The following is an 18,430-nucleotide window of genomic DNA, read 5'->3' as shown; positions in this document are numbered from 1 at the left end:
TTCCCTTTCTCAGGCGGTTTGGTCTCAGGCGGTTTCGATCAGTGGTCGGAAAGACCAAGCACATCAAGCATGGAGTAGTAGCCGGGCTTCTGGGGCCGCGCCCAGAGCGCAGCACGAACGGCGCCGCGGGCAAAGATCGAGCGGTCGGTGGCCTTGTGGGTCAACTCAACCGTTTCGCCCTCGCCGGCGATGATCACAGAGTGCTCGCCGACCACCGAACCGCCGCGCAAGGTGGCAAAGCCGATGGTGCCCGGCTCGCGCGGGCCGGTGTGGCCGTCGCGGACCCGGACAGAATGCTGTCCCAGGCCGATATCGCGGCCCTCCGCTGCAGCCTCGCCGAGCAGCAGCGCGGTGCCCGAAGGTGCATCGACCTTGTGGCGGTGGTGCATTTCCAGCACCTCGATGTCCCAGTCACCGGCGGCAAGTGCCTTTGCCGCTTGGCGCACCAGCACCGAAAGCAGATTGACGCCGAGGCTCATATTGCCGGATTTGACGATGCGGGCATGGCGTGAGGCGGCATGCAGCTTGGCCTCGTCACTCTCGCCCATGCCGGTGGTGCCAATGACATGGACAATGCGGGCCTGGGCGGCCAGCTCGGCAAATTCGAGCGTGGCTGCAGGCGCGGTGAAATCGAGCACACCTTCGGCCTTGGCGAAAACCGTCAGCGCATCATCCGTGATCGCGACCCCGTTCGGCCCGACACCGGCAAGTTCGCCCGCATCCTTGCCAAGTGCAGCTGATCCCGGCCGTTCGATGGCGCCGGCGAGATGCGCTCCGTCGATCTCGGTGATGGCGCGGATCAGCGACTGGCCCATGCGGCCTGCCGCACCAACCACAATCAGACCCATGCTGTCCGGCATCGCGCTCATGACTTGTTTCCCTTTTTTTTGGCCTTCTTTGCCTTGCCCGCATCCACAACGTCGGTCTCGCTGAAGGCCTGGAGCCTCGCGTAAAGGCCGTCCGTGGTGTCGCTCAGTTCAGCGTGACTGCCGCTTTCGACCACATGACCCGCCTGCATCACCACGATCTTGTCGGCCTTGGCGATGGTTGAAAGCCTGTGGGCGATCACCAGAACCGTGCGGTGCTGCATCGCGCTTTCGAGCGCCTTCTGGACCGCGGCCTCGGATTCATTATCGAGCGCAGAGGTGGCTTCGTCGAGCAGCAGGATCGGCGCGTTGCGCACCAGCGCCCGGGCAATCGAGATGCGCTGGCGCTGACCACCGGACAGGTTGGCGCCGTTTTCACCCAGCGGCGTGTCGTATCCCTGGGGCTGGCCGAGAATGAAGTCATGGGCATGGGCCAGCTTTGCCGCGTCCTCGATCTCGGCATCGGTGGCATCGGGCCTTGCATAGCGCAAATTGTCACGAATGGTGCCTTCGAACAGCCAGGCCTGCTGGGAGACATAGGCGATCTGGTGGCGCAGTGACCCCTTGGTCACGTCCGCAATGTCGACGCCATCGATCAGCACCTGGCCCGAAGACGGGTCGTAGAACCGCGGCACCAGGCTGATCAGCGTGGATTTGCCCGCGCCGGAGGGGCCAACAATCGCCGTGGTCTTGCCCGCTTCAGCGGTAAAGCTGACACCATCGAGCACCTTCTCGCCATTGCCATAGGCAAAGCCGACATCGCGGAACTCGATCTCACCGTGCGGGATTTCGATCTCGACCGCGCTGGAGCGGTCTCCCTGCGTGGGCTCTTCATCGAGGATCTCGTAGATCATCCGCGCGTTGACGACTGCGCGTTCGAGGTTGATCTGCAGCCGCGCCAGCCGCCGAACCGGATCATAGGCAAGCAGAAGTGCGGTGATGAAGGAGAAGAACGCGCCCGGGAGCACGTCGTCATAGATCGAGCGGTAGGCGGCATAGGCGATGACGCCCGAAATCGCCAGGCCCGCCACGGTTTCCGTCAATGGCGAGGTGCGTTCGGTGAGACGTGCGATGCGGTTGGAGCGCTCCTCTGCCGAGCCGATCAGATGCGATGTCCGCTCGCTGATCTGGGATTCCATCGTGAACGCCTTGACGATGGTGATGCCCTGCACGGTTTCCTGCATGGCGCTGAGCACACGGCTGTTGATATCGATGGATTCCCGCGTGGCGCTTCTGAGGCGCTTGGAGATGTAGCGCAGCGCGATGAGAATCGGCGGAGCCCCGACAAAGACGATCAGGCTCAGCAAAGGATCCTTGGTGATCATGACGACAATAAGTGCAATCAGCGTCAGCAGATCGCGCGCGAAAGAGGTGATGGTGAGGTTCATCACATCGCGAATGCCGGCGACATTCTGGCTGATTTGCGCGGCGATCTGCGCCGAGCGGGTTTCACCGAAATAGCCCACGCCGAGCCGCATCAGGTGATCGATCAGCCGCTGCTGGTAGCGGGCGACAAGATTGTTGCCAACCTGCGCCAGCGCCACCGCCTGGCCATAGGAGGCCGCGCCCCGGATCACGAATGCAGCAAGCACCGAGCCGCAAATGAGCCAGATCACATCAGCATTCTTCTTGGCGAAGGCCTCATTGATGACCGCTTCCATGATCCAGGCCATGAAGGCGGTGGAGGCTGCGACTAGGACCAGACAGAAGGCGGCGAATATGTAGGTCTTGACGTAATCGCGGCCGTTTTCACGGATGATCCTGCGGATCACCATGGTTAGCGATTCGACATCGTCCCTGATGTTTCTGCCGCGCGCCACGTTGCCTTGTCCTATCAGGCCGCCGGTCGATGCCGGGGCTTTGCCGCATTCGGGCGAGGACCAGCCTGCCCGTTTCAAGCGGCTCTATAGCGGGTTGAAGGCAGTTTGCCTATGCCTTCCAGCGACTGCCTTTGGTGGAAACGCCGAAACGGACCGGGGTGCGCGCATAGGCCGCCAGGCCATGCAGCGCGGCAAGCGGATGCGTGATGACGAAGGTGGGGATGTTCTCAAGAATTTCGTTGTGCGGCGCCTTGTCCTCGAAAGCCTCCCGGAAGCGCGGTTGATTGAGCGCGGGAATGATCTTCTGAACGATGCCGCCAGCGAGATAAACGCCGCCGCGCGCCATGAAGATAAGCGCCAGATCGCCCGCAACCCGGCCAAGATAGGTGACGAAGAGTTCGATTGCCTCGACTGCCGCGGGATCGGATCCTGCAGACCATGCGGCGGTGACTTCCGCCGGGCTTGTGGCGCTTTCCTTGATCTTGCCGGCCTTGCAGACAGCCCGGTAGATGTTCATCAGGCCACGGCCGCACAGAAGCTGCTCGGCGGAAACACGTCCCCCGATCGTGTCGTACAGCGGGAACAGCTCAAGATCGCGGGGCGTTCTCGGGCCGATGTCGACATGGCCACCTTCACCGGGAACGGGGAACCATGTGTGCCGGGCATGGACCAGGCCTGCGACACCCAGGCCGGTGCCCGGTCCCACCACAACACGGGAAGAGGCGGGACGGACTTCGCCGCCACCCACTTTCTCAAGATGCTCCTGCCCAAGCGAAGCGGCGGCCAGGGCTTGCGCTTCGAAATCATTGATCACAATCACATCTTCGAAACCGAGTTCGCGGATCAGGGCTTCGGGCTTGATCACCCAATCGCAGTTGGTCAGGTCGATCTCGTTGTCCTTGATCGGGCCTGCAACGGCGAGAATGGCCGACCGCGGCTGTAGCGAGGTCTTGTCGAGAACACCGGTCTGGATGGCAAGGTCGATGGTCTCAAAGTCGGCCGTGGCCAGAACCGGAAACTCCTTGGGTTCGGCATAGGCATCCGTCAGAATTGCAAAACGCGCGTTGGTGCCGCCAATGTCGCCAATCAGAATCGGAAAGGCGATTGTGTGGTCGGAGTCGCTGGGATTTGGCATCGGTTGGGTCCCTGTCAGGCCGGATCTGGTTTCGGGGCGACCGGGCTGGTCGCGCGATGTGGGTGTCAGTGCTCAGTCGAGCGTCGACAGAAGGCGTTCCGCGGTGGCACGGTTGAGCGCCATGGGAACATCATAAACAATCGCAAGCCGCATCAACGCCTTGACGTCGACATCATGCGGCATCGCGGTCAACGGATCGACAAAAAAGAGCACGAGGGCAACCTCACCCGTGGCGATCAAGGCGCCGATCTGCTGATCACCGCCCAGTGGCCCGCTCTTGAGCCGCGTGACATCAAGATCCGGGCAGGCCTCGAGAATGCGGCCGCCGGTGGTGCCAGTGGCTACAATGGGATAGGCCGACATGGCCTTGCGATGAGAACGGGCAAAATCCGCCAGATCGTCCTTTTTCTGATCATGGGCGATCAGCGCGATGGCTTTGCGCTCAGTCATGGCGGTCCAATTCCAGCAAAACGGGCATTTTGCTATTCAATCGATTTGACCGCTTCCCTATAGCGGCTTCGTTCCGGTTCGGAAAGCCGCTATAGGAAGGAAATTTCACGCCGGGCGACCAGCGCATGACCAAATGACAGCCTCAGGCGTCGGTCTCAGTCGCGTGGACGCCAGACCGGCAGCGGGACCACCTTCGGCAAGGTGGCGAAAGCGGATGCGGCGGGAGCCATTTCGACCGCGGATGCGGCGATGCGGCCGATCGGATCTGCGCCGAGGGTTACCTCGGCTTCCGATGCGGGTGCCGGCGCCGAAGCCACCACGGCGCAGGCGGCAGGCAGATCAGCCAGTCGGATTTCGCGTTTCTTGGGTTTGGGCTTGGTGTCTTTCTTGGGCTTGGCCGGAGCCCAGGGTTCGTCGCTGAACCACCATGCCAGGGGCGCACCGCAGCCTGATCCGGCAGGCGGCGGGGTCTGGCTCTTGCACCCCGTGGCGCCAGGCGGACACTTGATGCGGATGTGGAAATGATAGTGATGGCCGTAATAGGGACGGACCTTGCCCATCGCGGCGCGGTCACCCTGCCAGCTGTCACAAAGTTTCTTCTTGATGCCGGGATGGACGAAAATCCGTTCCACTTCGGGGTAGCTCGCCGCGCGCATCAATAGCCGCGCATGGGCGGGCGTCCACCGGTCCGGGTCGACATAGAGCGTGTTTTGCTTGAGCATCGAAGTCGCCGAAACATCTTCGCGCTCCTGAGGTGAAAAACGGCGCTCAGGCATCGGAGTGAGCCATATGTCGGCATCCAGCCCCATCTGATGCGAGGCATGGCCCGAAAGCATCGGACCGCCTCTCGGTTGGGAAATGTCGCCGACCAGAAGGCCCGGCCAACCGTCCTGGGCCGCGGCCTCGCGCGACAGCCGTTCGACAAGCGCAATTAGATCGGGATGACCCCAGCGCCGGTTGCGCGACAGCCGCATCGCCTGCCAGGTCTCGCCATCGGTCGGGATTGCAATGCCGCCCGCAAGACACCCTTTTGAGTAAAACCCTATCGCCCGTGAAGGGAGCACTGCCGGCAGCTTTGCGGCACCAAAAATCTGCTTGGCGGGCTTGCCGGTTTCAGCAGCCTGCGCGCCAGATATCGCGAGCCCCAGATCCGGCGCGACCAGGCTACATGTGAGCCCCAAGGCCATCAGATAGCGGGCGAAGATGCGATAAAGGGGTCTGCTCATGCTCTGGCTCCATCTGCCAAAGAGGTGCGCAAGATGCGCAAATCACCTCAACAGATTAGCCTGATGCCACGTGAAGGGGAACAGGCCGCGATCACATGACCGCGGCCGCAGGCCAATTGTCAGGGCAACACCCGATAGAGCTGAAGCGGCGCGGATCCGGTTCCTGGCACCGGCTCGAGCCAATCGGGGACATTGCCCTTTGCAAGCTCCGCATACAGCCCATCCGGCGCGGCCGCCATGACCGTCCGCGTCTGAGGGTCGCTGAGGCAATAGGCCAGAACGGTGACGCCGGCTCCACGCAAAAACTTGACTGCATCTTTCGGCCTGGCCATGGCGGCGTAAAGCTCGGTCAGCATGCCACCCTGATTGCGGTGATAGGGTGCCGAAAGCGCCCTGTGCGAGGTGAAGCGGAGAATATGGGCACCCAGATTGGACGGGCTGGAGACAACACCCGTCGGCTCTTGCGCCAAGGGTGCCATCGCCGCCGCATCCGCGCATTTGTTCTCGCTTCGCGTTGGCAGGCCTTCGACTTCCTTGCCCATCACCTTGTCGACGCCCATCAAGGCGAGCGCCCCGGCGAAAGCCCATATGAAAGGCACTGCAACAAAGGAGACGCCCGCAAAGGCCAGCCCCTTGCGCAGATTCTTGGGATCAGCATTGGCGCGGGCGCGGAGATCGGCGATCAACGCCGCCATCGGAATCGCCGACAAGAGGTTGGCAAAAACCGAACCACGCACCTGCACCAGCGCGATCGCCCAGGAGACCAGCAGCAACACCAGCAGAACGCCATGGGCGTGGACCTGATGGCGCTTACGAATGTTCCAGACGCACAAGCCCATCGCCAGCACTGGCACCGCATAGAAGCCGCCGATGGTCCAGGGTTCGGCGCGCAGCTGCGCCATAAAGGACTGGGCTTCGGTGACATTGTCGAGCCACATCGATTTGAGCAGCGGGTCAAGCCCTGCGAGCGGATTGCCCAGGCACTGTGGCGCGATCAACAGCGTCATGCCAAGCGTGGCGGCACCAGCAAGGCCAAGCGCTGCGAAGCGGAAAGCCAGGCTTCGATGCGAGGTGGCGGCGGCCGCGAGGAAAAATGCGCCCGCACCAACAACGCCGAGTGCATAAAAGCCGGTCGAGAGCGCATCACAGGCAACGAGGCCGTATTGCGTCTGGGGCACGGTGGCAAAGAAGACCGCTGTGAGGGTCGACGCCATGCTCAGCGAAAAAGCCAGTGCGGCCGCCCGCACGGGTTCGCCAAGCCAGAGCCATTGAAGCGCAACGATCAGTGCAATGACCGCAATATGTGGCGTGGTTTCCGCGCCAATGGCAACCGCCAAGGCGGCGGCAAAGCCGGCAACCCCATGCGCCAGGGCCGGTCGTCCGGGCATGATCAGGCAGGCAGCGATGACCGCGACAAGCCCCAGCTGAACATTGTGATGATCGATCGATCCCGGCTGGAAGCGATTGACACTGAGCACGAACAGAAACGCCAGCAACAGTGCGATCACTCGCCCTGAAGCGCCAGAGAGGGTCTGACCGGCCAAGGCCAGGGCGTAGAAGATGGGCACCACGGTGATCAGTGGCCAGACAAACAGCGCCGTTGCCTCGGCCATCACCGGATCCATGACCATGGAAAAGACGAAGACCAGGCTTGCGATAGGAAGATCGATGAGCCGCGACCAGTGCATCAGCGTGCCGCCCTCAAGACCAAGCCTTGTCTGGGTGAGATCAAACCAGCCCTGGCCGGACAGGAGATCGCGCACCTGCACGAGGCGCATCACGTCATCATTGTCGGCGCCGACATAATCGACATAGGAGGAGAAGTGCATGATCGCGGTCAACACCGTCAGAACCAGCATCGCCAGCATGACCGGACGATGCAACGGCGCAAGCGTCCTGAAGGCCGTGGAATGTGGCGCAACCGCTTCAAGCGCCAGACCCGCCTGGCCCACCGCCGGATTATTCTTGGTCAAAAGCAGGACTCCAGCTCACTTATTACACGCGCCGCAACCTAGCCTTAACCTTCTCAAGAAATAGTAAAGCCAGCGCTGAGGATGGACCGCAGCAAATAGGATTTCCCATGTCAGACGGTGTTTTCGAAGATCTTGATATCGCGGTGGTGCTGCCGTGCTACAATGAAGCCGAGACAATCGGCGCGGTTGTCGCCGGTTTTCGTGCGGCACTGCCAAGCGCCAGAATTTATGTCTATGACAACAACTCCAAGGATCAGACGGCACTTCGTGCAGCCCTTGCCGGGGCAACCGTGGTCCGTGAGACCCGTCAGGGCAAAGGTCACGTCGTCCGCCGGATGTTCGCAGATATCGATGCGGATGTGTTCTTGATGGCGGACGGGGATGGCACTTATGCTCCCGACGACGGTCCGGAGCTGATCCGGACGCTTCTGACAGAGCGCAGCGACATGGTGGTCGGCACTCGCCGTGGTGTCACCGACGACGCCGGACGCCGCGGCCATGCCTTCGGCAACTCGATTTTCAACACTCTCTACAAGACCATCTTCGGCAATGATTTCACGGACATCTTCTCCGGATACCGGGCATTTTCCCGGCGCTTCGCCAAAAGTTTCCCGGCGGTGTCAGGTGGTTTCGAGATCGAGACTGAAATGAGCGTCCATGCATCGGTGCTGAAATTGCCGGTGACCGAACTAATGCTTGATTATGGGCGACGTCCGGAAGGATCTCAGTCCAAGCTTTCCACCTTCAAAGACGGCGCCAAGATCCTATGGATGTTCGCCATGCTGATGAAAGAGACACGGCCGTTCACGTTTTTCAGCTATCTCAGCGTGATGATGCTGTCGCTGTCGATGCTGTTCATGGTGCCGGTCCTGAACGAATACTTCCTGACCGGTCTGGTAACGCGGATGCCAACCTGGATGCTTGCCGTGGCGATGATGATGATGTCGCTGATCATCTTTGCCGGTGGCGTGATTCTCGATTCGGTGGCCCGCGGAAGGGCCGAACAAAAGCGGTTTCACTACATGTCGATCGCTCCGTCACCAAGAACCGGGAGCAAGCCGGATGTGGTGTCGGGCAAGACTGTCAAAGCGGTCGCCAAAAGGCGCAGCGCTGCCTGAAGCAGGCGCAGAAATGAGCCAATGCGGATCTGGTTGATGTCTACTCCACAGGGCGGCGGTCGGCACGCCTGATTGCGCCTGACGCGCCCAAATACCCGCGCAGGGTTCAGGCTTTCATCCCGCTCACGACAATTCCGACACAGATGATCAACGCGCCGATGATCTGTGGTGTGGTGATCGATTCGGAAAGAAACAGCAGAGAAAGAAGCGGAATGTAGAGATAGGACAGCGCCATGAACATGTAGGCGCGTCCGATCGGCATGTCGCGAATTACGAAGACCCAGGCCACTGTGGCCAACCCGTACATGACCAGCGCGATCCAAAAATGCGGACTTGTGATCAATCCCCAGATCGGGCCATCTGGTCCGCTCAATGTCTCGCTCGACCGCTTGAACAGAATCTGACCGATGGAAATGACAAGCGGGACAGCGATGACGCCCATCAGTGTGGAGGTCTTCATCACAGCGGAACCGTCCTCTCTTCCGAGAAATAGATGTCACGCCCGATGTCAACGCACTTGAAGCGATGTTCGAGCGGCTGAATGGCGCGCAGGAAACTGTGCTTGTAGGGGAAGAAGTTGAAATGCGGGTTGAAGGTGTAGATCGCCTCACGCTCCCGCGGCACCACGATGATCAGCCGCTTGCGTGCAATGCGCCGCAACTCGGCCAGGGCCTTGCGGTAATCAAGAATGTGTTCGATCACATGGGTGCAGATCACCGTATCGAATTCGCCATCGGCGAATGGCAGCTTTTCAATAGGTGCCTTGACGAACTCCAGCCCCTGATCGCTAAAATGTTCGGGAATGACAAAATCGACGCCAACGTAACGACGAGGCGTCTCGTTGCGGCGCTCAGCCAGGCTCCGGAGAAGATATCCGGTCCCGCAGCCCACATCACAGACGCTGTCGCCGGTGAGGTCCTTTGCGATTTCGGCGATGCAGGCCTTTGAATTGTCAGTCTCGTCATGCACCCGCGGATGCTCGGTGTAGAGCGCCTCATATTCTTCAGGTGTCAGAAATGGTGCGCGGACACGAAAATCGGCAAGCGTGTCAATGTGCTTTCCCCAAACCAGACGAGCCAGCCCTGTAAAAAGCACCGAATCACGCACGATCGGCGGCAGCAATTCCTCAATTGCGAACCTGATCCGGTTTGTCTGCTCGCGGTTCATTCTGATCCTCGCCCCGTTTTGTGACTGCATTCACTGCCCATCGCCCGCCGAAGCGAAATATTTTCTTTAACTTTCAAATACTTATGGAACAAAGGTGATTCGCTCTTGGGCAGTCCGGACGGACAATTTGCATACATCAGGCCTTTGCCAGTTGCAAATCGGCGTAACCCGGTGCTGGCGCTGTTCGAAGACGTCCGTCAGACCTGTTCCCAGCCATCATGGGTGGCGGCACGGTAGATCGCGTCTATCAGTTTCTGGTTGAGCACGGATTGTTCAAGGGTGAAAACCTCTTCATCTGCGCCCTCGACCTTGCGCACAAATGCCTCGGCCTGCAGCCGGTACTGGCGCACGCCGGGAAAGCGAAAACTTTCGGCCCCGTCATGACCACGATTGTGCAGCGTGACGACGGCGTGGCCGTAATCGCCTGCATTGAAAGGGGCCGTGACCTCGATGTATCCGGCCTCGCCGTGGAACACCATGATCTGCCGAAGCGCCATCTGCGTCGAGCAGTAGAAGCTCAGATCGAAATCACCGAAGTCAGCCTTGACGCTGGCGTACCGGTCAGTGCCGAAGTCCGGATCACGCTCGACAGTGGCCTGGACCCTGACCGGCTCGCGCCCGGTTGAGAACCGGGTTGACACGGTGGGATACACACCGATGTCGGGCAGCCCGCCGCCACCGAGACTGGGCTGGTTGCGCATGTTCTCCGGATCGGTGTTGAAGTAGGAGAAAGCGCCCTGGACGTGGCGCAAACGGCCGATCGCGCCATTGGCAATCAGATCCCGAACCTTGTGCCATTGCGGATGGTAGGTGACCATGAAGGCCTCACAGACCAGCACATTGGCCGCGTCGCGCGCCTCAATCAGCGGGGCGATTTCGGCGGCGTTGAGGGCGATGGGCTTTTCACACAGAACGTGCTTGCCCGCACGCGCGGCCTTGATCGACCATTCGATATGCTGAGACGTTGGCAGGGGGATATAGACGCCGTCCACATCCGGTGAGCTCAGAAGTTCCTCATAACTGGAAAATGCGTAAGGCGCGCCGAACCGGTCGGCCACAGCGCGAGCGCGGGCATGATCACGGCTGGCGATTGCCGTGACCACGCCGTTTTCCGAATCCTGCAATTGCGGAATAACCTGGTCGCGGCCGATCTTGGCCGTCGACATGATGCCCCATCGAAACATGTTTTTTCCTCCCGTTCCCGCGGATGTTTGGCAGCCATCAGCCATGCCGCGGATCAGGGCGCATTCAAGCCCGCCGGAGGCGGGGCCTGTCAACACCCGGGCTGCATTCAATCATCGACAGAATGGATATGGGCAGAAGAATTGTGACAAACCCGGTCAAGGGCGGGTTGACGCTGGCACGGATGTAAGCGAGGACGTTCCGACAAGCGACCGGGCCAGAATTCCGGTTTCCAGAACCGAAAGCCGAAACCGCACCGCATGAAAAGACTGTCATTCTTCCTGTTTGCCGGCGCTGTGGGTTTCGTGGTCGATATGGGCGTGCTCTGGCTGCTGCTGGAACTGAAAATGCTGGACCCGTTCACCGCCCGGGCGCCTGCCATCGGCGCGGCACTGGTGTGCAGCTATATCATCAATCGCACTTTCACCTTTGGCGCCTCGCACCGGAACGTGGCTGTGGAAGGCGTCCGCTATGGCGGCGTCGGCCTTGTTTCCACACTGATCAATTACTCGGTCTATTCCGGCCTGCTGTTGCTGCTGCCGGGGCTCTCGCCCTATCTGGCGCTGATCTTCGGATCAGGCTCCGCCACCTTGTTTGCCTATCTGGGCTATTCCCGCTTCGTGTTCGGTCCCGGGCCGGATGTGTAACCGCGGTCGCTGCTGACCAACGTCAATCGCTCGATGCGGCCCGCTCGCGGATCTGGGTGAGTGTCCAGTCGACCAGCAATTCGCCATCACGCCAGACCGGCTGCATCAGGTTTTCACGGTCTCCGATGTCCTTGAGCGCTACGCCCAGGGGGCAGCCCTTTTCCACCACCACGGCCTGGCGGTAGCGCTTGGAGGCCTTGCCCGGATCGGTTTTCGGGTTCTTGTTGATGCCGTGCCAGACGCCGTCATCATCCTGGCGGGCATTGGCCTTCATGGCAAAGCGCAGCGTGTCACGATTGACCTTCTGCAGCAGACCCGCGCCCATGCCGAAGGCGATGTTTTCAGCCGACCAGCCGCGGTCTTCGAGACGGCCCAGAATGACCCGGATGGTCTCAGGCGTGATCCCGTCCCCCTGGATCACCCGCACCGCCGGATTGAGCACCTTGTAGCCTTTGGCGTTGAGCGAGAAGCCGAAGATTTCGCCCAGCATTTCCACCGTGTCGACCGGCACCCGGGAGGCGTCGCCCGAGTCCGGCCGCACCACCAGCGTGCCGCCCGAGGCCTCGACCTCGGCCTTGAGCTCTTCGCCCCAGATGTTTTTGACAGCGCGGTAGAGATCGTAGGAATCCGACACCACCGCGACGAGCTTCCCCGGCCCCGCAAACTGCTTGAGCATGTTGCGGTAGGCCTCGGTCTCGCGGTCCTCGCCCCAGCTGGTCATGGTCGAGTGTTCGGCGGCGGGAATGGAAAAACCAGCCATCTGCTCGTGGTAGAAGCGGCGCGCATAGACGAGCGCGCTGACGGTGTCGGTGCCCATGAAACTCACCAGATGGGCGACGCCGCCGATGCCCGCCTGCTCGGCAGAGGTGGCGCCACGGGCGCCGAAATCATGCAGGCGAAAGGGCAGAACCTCATCGGGTGTGTCGCAGGTACGCTCGAGCGATGCCGAGATGATCTGACGCGCGCCATGTGACACGGTGGCCACGGTGGAGGGATACCAGACAGCGCGCAGCAGCGCGGTCTCGATGAAGGTCGGGAGCCAGAAGAAATCCGGATCGGTGTTTCTGACCTGCACCAGCGGCGTGCCTACGGGGGCGATCATCCCTTCAGGCAGCGCCTCGATCAGCAGGGGAAGATGCCCATTATGACGGGTAACGATCTTCTCGAAGCCTTCGCGGTGGAAGGGCAAGCCGTGGGCGGTGATCATCGCTTCCGCCTCGTCGACATCGTTCATGGTGATCCTGCGGGAAAGATAATCCTTCAGGAACATCTGCAGCCCGAAGAACAGCACATGGTCATGCTTGCCGCCAGGGCGGGCCTCGACATAGGCCGAGATCGCCGCGGTTTCGGGCGGATACTGCGCAAAGTGCGAATATTTGTAGCTGTCTGAATTCAGAATAAGGTTCATGGGCCCATTTCTCACGCAAGTTCGGTTCGCTTATAGACCGCCCGGTGACCGTTCGCCTACCGCACAGGATGAAATTTCATTGGAGCGTGCCTGTCACCGCAAAATCCTGCTCGGAATTTTAAGAAGGGGCCTTGCAATCCAAAGGAGCCCTCGATAGAGGAAAACGTTACGTTATTACATGACGTATCCATTGAGAGTAATCTCTCCACCAACAATCGAGGTTTTAGGCATGCAGAACATTTTCATCTTCAGATATGGCAGGGCTCTGGGGATCGCTTGCGCGGTGCTGATGGCGACCATGTCGCTCGCCCACAGTCCGGCAGCGGCGGCATCGGACAAGGGACACACCCACGAAGCACACAAGAGTGACGACATCTATCGTGGATATTTCGAGGACAGCCAGATCGAGGACCGGACGCTTTCGGATTGGCAAGGCGACTGGCAGTCGGTCTATCCCTATCTGCTTGACGGCTCGCTGGAGCCGGTTATGGCCCACAAGGCTGCACACGGCGAGAAGAGCGCCGAGGAATACCGCGCCTATTATCAGACCGGCTACAAGACGGATGTCGAGCGCATCACCATCGGTGGCGACATTTTCACCTTCTATCGTGAAGGCAAGCCGGTGGCGGCGCAGTATGCCCCGGACGGGCGCGAGGTGCTGACCTACAAGAAAGGCAATCGCGGCGTTCGCTACATCTTCAGGAAAACCGCCGGCGACGACGCAGCGCCGATGTTCGTTCAGTTCAGCGACCATGCCATCGCTCCGGGCAAGGCAGGTCACTATCATCTCTATTCCGGCAATGATCGCGCCGCCCTGCTGGAGGAAGTCACCAACTGGCCGACATACTATCCATCGGGTCTCACAGCAGACGAAATTGTAAAGGAAATGCTCGCGCACTGATTGCGCGCCGCAAAGTCCTGTTCACATGAAAAAGGCGGCGCTCTTCACATAAGAGCGCCGCCTGATTTTTTCGCCGATACATCGGGGTCGGCAATCGGGTTCGAACCTCTTAACCCCGCAAGACGCCGCCTGAGGACTTCTCGACATTGGCGATGACCGATTTGGCGATCTTGTCGAGGTCCTCGTCGGTCAGCGTCCGCTCGCGCGGCTGGATGGTGATTTCGATGGCGACCGACTTCTTGCCTTCGCCAAGCGACGGGCCTTCGAACAGGTCGAAGACCGTGACTCCGGTGACGAGTTGCTTGTCAGCTCCCTGCGCCGCGCGCACCAGCGTGGCGGACGCCACATCGGCATCGACCACAAAGGCAAAATCGCGGCGCACAGCCTGGAAGGCCGAGAGCTCAAGCACCGGCTTGGTGCGGGTTACCTTGCGTTTTGGCTCGGGAATCGCATCGATGAAGACCTCGAAGCCGCAGAGCGGACCTGAGACATCCAGCGCATCAAGCGTGTTTGGATGGAACTCGCCGAAATGGCCGAGCACGGTCTTTGGGCCGAGCTTGATCAGGCCGGAGCGGCCTGGGTGGTACCAGTCGGCCGCCCCGCGTTCAAACGAGAGGCGATCAACTGGCGCGCCGCAGGCTTCCAGTACGGCAATGGCATCGGCCTTGGCGTCAAACACACCGACAGGCTTTGCCGCACCGTCCCAGTGACGCCCGCCCCCGTTGAGCCCGGCAGTGCCACGGCGAACACCGCCGGCAACACGGCGTTGACCCTTTGGTGTGTCGTTCTCATAGGTTCCGGAAACCTCGAACAGCGCCACATCGCCATAGCCGCGGGCGCCATTGCGGCCAGCGGCAGAGATCAAGCCGGGCAGCAGCGAAGGCCGCATGTCGGACATGTCGGCGGCAATCGGATTGGCGAGCTTGAGGCTGCGGTCGCCGCCACCGAACAGTTTCGCCTGTTCTTCGGAGATGAACGACCAGGTAACCGCTTCGAGCATGCCGCGTGAGGCGAGCGCACGCTTGGCAAGCCGCGTGCGGATCTGCAGCGTGGTCAGGATCTTCTCATTGACCGCACCCATGGTCGGCAGGGGCTCCGGCTTGATGTTGTCGACGCCATGCACCCGCATGACTTCTTCCACCAGATCGGCCTTGCCGTCGACATCCGGACGCCAGGAAGGAACCGCGACCTGAACCGTCTCACCGCTGCCGCTCACTTCGAAGCCCAAACCATTAAGAATGGCGCGTGCTTCCTCATTTGAGACCGACAGCCCGGTCAGGCGCCTGACCTCGGAGAAGGGGAAATCGACGATCTTCTTCTGATGTCCCTTGTAGCCTTCAACACGCGCCGCTGCTGCCTTGCCGCCACACATCTCGAGCACCAGTTCGGTGGTGCGCTCAAGGCCCGGCACCATGTATTCAGGATCAACGCCGCGCTCGAAGCGATACCGCGCATCGGTGATGATCGAATGGCTGCGGCCGGTCTTGGCGATGTTGATCGGATCCCAGAGCGCGGATTCGATCAACACATTGGTGGTGTTCTCGTCACAGCCCGAATGCTCGCCACCCATGATGCCGCCAATGGATTCCGGCCCATTGTCATCAGCAATCACCACATTGGACGGGTTGAGCTTGTAGGTGCGGGTGTCGAGCGCCAGGATTTCCTCGCCCTCCTGGGCGCGGCGAACCACCAGATCGCCCTTGACCTTGTCGGCGTCAAAGACGTGCATCGGCCGGCCCTGATCGAAGGTCATGTAATTGGTGACGTCGACCAGCGCCGAAATCGGGCGAAGGCCGATGGCGAGCAGACGCTTCTGCATCCATTTCGGACTTGGTCCGTTCTTGACGCCGCGCACCAGCCGCCAGGCGAAGCCGGGGCAGAGGCTCTCGTCATCGAGAATGAGTTTCACGTTCTGCGTGGTCTCGCCTTCGACGGCAAACTCCGGCGCCTTCGGGGCCTTCAGCGTTCCCAGACCCGAAGCCGCCAGATCCCGGGCGATGCCGAAGATCGAGGTGCAATCGGGACGGTTCGGCGTCAGATTGATTTCGATGACCGGATCATCCAGGCCGGCATAGGCCGCAAACGGCGTGCCGACCGGCGCATCATCAGGCAGATCGATGATGCCATCATGCTCGTCGGACATGTCGAGTTCCCGCTCGGAGCACATCATGCCGTGGCTTTCGACGCCGCGGATCTTACCGACCGAAAGCGTCACGTCGATGCCCGGCACATAGGTCCCGGGACGCGCCAGCGCGCCGACCAGACCCGCGCGTGCATTGGGCGCGCCACAGACGATCTGTACCGGGTTGCCGTCGCCCGCATCGACGGAAAGCACCTTCAGGCGATCTGCTTCCGGGTGCTTTTCAGCGCTGAGCACCTTGGCGATGACGAAGGGCTGGTAGGCCTTCTTGTCATCGACATCCTCGACCTCGAGCCCGATCGCGGTCAGGCGCTCGCAGATCTGATCCAGCGTTGCATCGGTCTCAAGATGATCCTTGAGCCAGGAGAGTGTGAATTTCATGGGTCTATACTCCTTGCACGCTCAATTTATGCACTCAGGCCGCCGAACAGCGTCGGCACGTCGAGCGGGCGGAAACCATAATGGCTGGTCCAACGCACATCGGCGTTGAAGAAATCGCGAAGGTCCGGCATGCCGTATTTCAGCATGGCAATGCGGTCGAGCCCCATGCCCCAGGCAAAACCCTGGTATTCATCGGGATCGAGCCCGCCGGCGCGCAACACATTGGGGTGTACCATGCCGCAGCCCAGAATCTCCATCCAGTCGGAGCCTTCGCCGAACTTGACGATCGGTCCCGAGGTGCGGTCGCACTGGATGTCGACCTCGAAGGACGGTTCGGTGAAGGGGAAGAAGGAGGGTCTGAACCGCATGGTGACGTTGTCGACCTCGAAGAAGGCCTTGCAGAACTCTTCCAGCACCCAGCGCAAATGCCCCACATTGGCCTGCTTGTCGATCACCAGGCCTTCAACCTGATGGAACATCGGCGAATGGGTCGCGTCACTGTCCTGCCGGTAGGTCTTGCCCGGAATGACAATGCGGATCGGCGGTGTCTGGGCTTCCATGGTGCGGATCTGAACCGGCGAGGTGTGGGTCCTGAGCACCTTGCGCTCGCCATTTGCATCAGGCTCGAGAAAGAAGGTGTCGTGCATTTCGCGCGCCGGGTGTCCGTCGGGGAAATTGAGTGCGGTGAAATTGTAGTAGTCGGTTTCGATGTCCGGACCTTCGGCGATCGAGAAGCCCATATCGGCAAAGATCGCCGTGATCTCGTCGACGATCTGGCTGATCGGGTGAATGCGCCCACGCTCGACCGGTGAGGTCCGCGCCGGCAGGCTGATGTCGACACTTTCATGCGCCAGACGCTCTGTGATGGCGGCATCCCTGAGCTCGGTCTTGCGCGCGGAAATGGCATCAGCGACGCGGGTTTTCAAACCGTTGATCGCGGGACCAGCCTCCTGACGCTCCTCGGCGGACATCTTGCCCAGCCCCTTGAGCAGCTCGGAAACCGAGCCCTTCTTGCCGAGGGCTGCGACCCGCACCGCTTCGATGGCGGCCTCGTCGGAAGCGCCCGAAATCTCGGCCATGATTGAGGATTCGAGTGTCTGGTACTGGCTCATGACTTTACCTGTTGTGATCCTGCGCGATGACCGTTTGTGGCGATTGCGCTGTCCATATCCGAAATTGACGCGACGAGGAACCTTGCCGTGCCAAGAAATCGCTTGAGATCGCTGCCCTGGAGCGACACCGGCACCAGCCGCGCCAACCCCAGCAGCGGCCTGCAGAATTTGAGGAAACGCAGGAGAGCCGCGATCGATGCGACCGGCGCCCTGTTCAGCCATGCCTGCAACAACAACCGGCACTGCCCAGTGTCAGACTCTGCCGCGACCACGGGCAGCATCATGAGCCACAGATCGCGGGCCTGGGCATCGGCAAGCGGCATGGTGGTTTCAGGCGCCTCCTCGAAGTCGAAGAAACATATGTCGCCATTCCTCATCGACATGTCGCGCAGATGCGGGCGGCCATGAACCAGACCCATACTGTGAATCCGGCCCAAAACGGCAAACAGTATTGGCAGCAGCTCACGCCGCTCCAGTTCGGTCGCGCCGGCCAGTTGCTCGGTCAGGATCGGAGACACATCCGACAGGACAAGAGTTGCGCCCGAACGGTAAACCACATCCGGCGTCTGGAAACCCGCAGCGCGGAACGCAGCCAGTTTGGAACACTCGCGTTCGACACCGGCCTCCCCCAGAGCAGGCTCCGAGCCACGCAGGAACACAGGAAACAGGATCGGCGAGATCAGCCAGTGCAGCCGCTTGGCCAATGCCCGCGGCTCGATGTCGTAACGCTTGATCCAGACCCGACGCCCCGAAATGTTGATCGGTGTGATGCGGCGATCCGGCGAGCCGGCAAGCGCGTGCAGCACCTGCGACAGCTCGTCGGCGGACAGTACCTCATCCTTGTTTGTGTCGTCGCCCATGCTTCATCCAAAACGAAAGATCCCGCGCCAGCCGTGCCAGCGCG

16 protein-coding genes are annotated in these 18,430 nt (G+C 60.9%); 3 read left to right on the top strand and 13 right to left on the bottom strand.

The window, feature by feature from the left end:
• Positions 1 to 38 precede the first annotated feature (38 nt).
• From dapB to HPDFL43_RS01215, 6 genes are all read right to left on the bottom strand, one after another.
• A complete protein-coding gene (gene dapB / locus HPDFL43_RS01240; RefSeq protein WP_007199734.1) occupies positions 39 to 869 on the bottom strand; it encodes a 4-hydroxy-tetrahydrodipicolinate reductase in 831 nt (276 codons plus the stop codon).
• Complete coding sequence (locus tag HPDFL43_RS01235) at positions 866 to 2,641, bottom strand: ABC transporter ATP-binding protein (RefSeq protein ID WP_084594758.1); 1,776 nt, start codon at positions 2,639 to 2,641, stop codon at positions 866 to 868. The genes dapB and HPDFL43_RS01235 overlap by 4 nt, the downstream gene beginning before the upstream one ends.
• Positions 2,642 to 2,795: 154 nt before the next feature.
• Entirely contained in the window at positions 2,796 to 3,821 is a 1,026-nt protein-coding gene (locus tag HPDFL43_RS01230; protein ID WP_007199732.1) for a glucokinase, read from the bottom strand.
• Between the two features lie 72 nt (positions 3,822 to 3,893).
• Positions 3,894 to 4,271 carry a methylglyoxal synthase gene (locus tag HPDFL43_RS01225; RefSeq protein WP_007199731.1) on the bottom strand — a complete coding sequence of 126 codons (378 nt, stop codon included), beginning with the start codon at positions 4,269 to 4,271 and terminating at the stop codon, positions 3,894 to 3,896.
• A gap of 155 nt (positions 4,272 to 4,426) precedes the next feature.
• Positions 4,427 to 5,458 carry a penicillin-insensitive murein endopeptidase gene (gene mepA, locus HPDFL43_RS01220; protein ID WP_040449480.1) on the bottom strand — a complete coding sequence of 344 codons (1,032 nt, stop codon included), beginning with the start codon at positions 5,456 to 5,458 and terminating at the stop codon, positions 4,427 to 4,429.
• Between the two features lie 158 nt (positions 5,459 to 5,616).
• Positions 5,617 to 7,470 carry a hypothetical protein gene (locus HPDFL43_RS01215; protein WP_156970151.1) on the bottom strand — a complete coding sequence of 618 codons (1,854 nt, stop codon included), beginning with the start codon at positions 7,468 to 7,470 and terminating at the stop codon, positions 5,617 to 5,619.
• 107 nt (positions 7,471 to 7,577) lie between these two features.
• Here HPDFL43_RS01215 and HPDFL43_RS01210 point away from each other — a divergent pair, with 107 nt between their 5' ends.
• Entirely contained in the window at positions 7,578 to 8,588 is a 1,011-nt protein-coding gene (locus HPDFL43_RS01210; protein WP_007199728.1) for a glycosyltransferase, read from the top strand.
• A 106-nt stretch (positions 8,589 to 8,694) separates the two neighbouring features.
• Here HPDFL43_RS01210 and HPDFL43_RS01205 read toward each other — a convergent pair whose 3' ends face one another.
• From HPDFL43_RS01205 to HPDFL43_RS01195, 3 genes are all read right to left on the bottom strand, one after another.
• Positions 8,695 to 9,048, bottom strand: coding sequence for an EamA family transporter (locus HPDFL43_RS01205; RefSeq protein WP_007199727.1), 354 nt, complete (start codon positions 9,046 to 9,048; stop codon positions 8,695 to 8,697).
• The gene (locus HPDFL43_RS01200) at positions 9,048 to 9,755 is read right to left on the bottom strand and encodes a class I SAM-dependent methyltransferase (RefSeq protein ID WP_007199726.1); all 708 of its coding nucleotides are present in this window, start codon (positions 9,753 to 9,755) and stop codon (positions 9,048 to 9,050) included. The genes HPDFL43_RS01205 and HPDFL43_RS01200 overlap by 1 nt, the downstream gene beginning before the upstream one ends.
• Before the next feature lie 197 nt (positions 9,756 to 9,952).
• Positions 9,953 to 10,939, bottom strand: coding sequence for a Gfo/Idh/MocA family protein (locus HPDFL43_RS01195; RefSeq protein ID WP_040449478.1), 987 nt, complete (start codon positions 10,937 to 10,939; stop codon positions 9,953 to 9,955).
• 258 nt (positions 10,940 to 11,197) lie between these two features.
• Between HPDFL43_RS01195 and HPDFL43_RS01190 the strand changes: the two genes are divergently transcribed.
• The gene (locus tag HPDFL43_RS01190) at positions 11,198 to 11,584 is read left to right on the top strand and encodes a GtrA family protein (protein ID WP_007199724.1); all 387 of its coding nucleotides are present in this window, start codon (positions 11,198 to 11,200) and stop codon (positions 11,582 to 11,584) included.
• 22 nt (positions 11,585 to 11,606) lie between these two features.
• On the opposite strand, the gene HPDFL43_RS01185 is transcribed toward HPDFL43_RS01190, so the two are convergent.
• The gene (locus tag HPDFL43_RS01185; protein WP_007199723.1) at positions 11,607 to 12,992 is read right to left on the bottom strand and encodes a nicotinate phosphoribosyltransferase; all 1,386 of its coding nucleotides are present in this window, start codon (positions 12,990 to 12,992) and stop codon (positions 11,607 to 11,609) included.
• A 229-nt stretch (positions 12,993 to 13,221) separates the two neighbouring features.
• On the opposite strand from HPDFL43_RS01185, the gene HPDFL43_RS01180 reads away from it, so the two are divergent.
• Positions 13,222 to 13,893, top strand: coding sequence for a ZinT family metal-binding protein (locus tag HPDFL43_RS01180; protein ID WP_007199722.1), 672 nt, complete (start codon positions 13,222 to 13,224; stop codon positions 13,891 to 13,893).
• A 109-nt stretch (positions 13,894 to 14,002) separates the two neighbouring features.
• Here HPDFL43_RS01180 and pheT read toward each other — a convergent pair whose 3' ends face one another.
• The 3 genes from pheT to HPDFL43_RS01165 are packed head-to-tail and all read right to left on the bottom strand — an operon-like array spanning position 14,003 to position 18,386.
• On the bottom strand, positions 14,003 to 16,414 hold the full coding sequence (pheT, locus tag HPDFL43_RS01175; protein ID WP_007199721.1) for a phenylalanine--tRNA ligase subunit beta: 2,412 nt from the start codon (positions 16,412 to 16,414) through the stop codon (positions 14,003 to 14,005).
• Positions 16,415 to 16,440: 26 nt separating this feature from the next.
• Positions 16,441 to 17,526 (bottom strand): phenylalanine--tRNA ligase subunit alpha, encoded by a 1,086-nt coding sequence (gene pheS, locus HPDFL43_RS01170; protein ID WP_007199720.1) that lies wholly within the window; start codon positions 17,524 to 17,526, stop codon positions 16,441 to 16,443.
• The gene (locus HPDFL43_RS01165; protein WP_007199719.1) at positions 17,523 to 18,386 is read right to left on the bottom strand and encodes a BUD32 family EKC/KEOPS complex subunit; all 864 of its coding nucleotides are present in this window, start codon (positions 18,384 to 18,386) and stop codon (positions 17,523 to 17,525) included. The genes pheS and HPDFL43_RS01165 overlap by 4 nt, the downstream gene beginning before the upstream one ends.
• Between the last annotated feature and the right edge of the window lie 44 nt (positions 18,387 to 18,430).

It is taken from the genome of Hoeflea phototrophica DFL-43, from assembly GCF_000154705.2.
Taxonomy (GTDB): domain Bacteria; phylum Pseudomonadota; class Alphaproteobacteria; order Rhizobiales; family Rhizobiaceae; genus Hoeflea; species Hoeflea phototrophica.
Note: the sequence above shows the minus strand (reverse complement) of the source record. Positions and strands in the feature narration are given on the sequence as shown.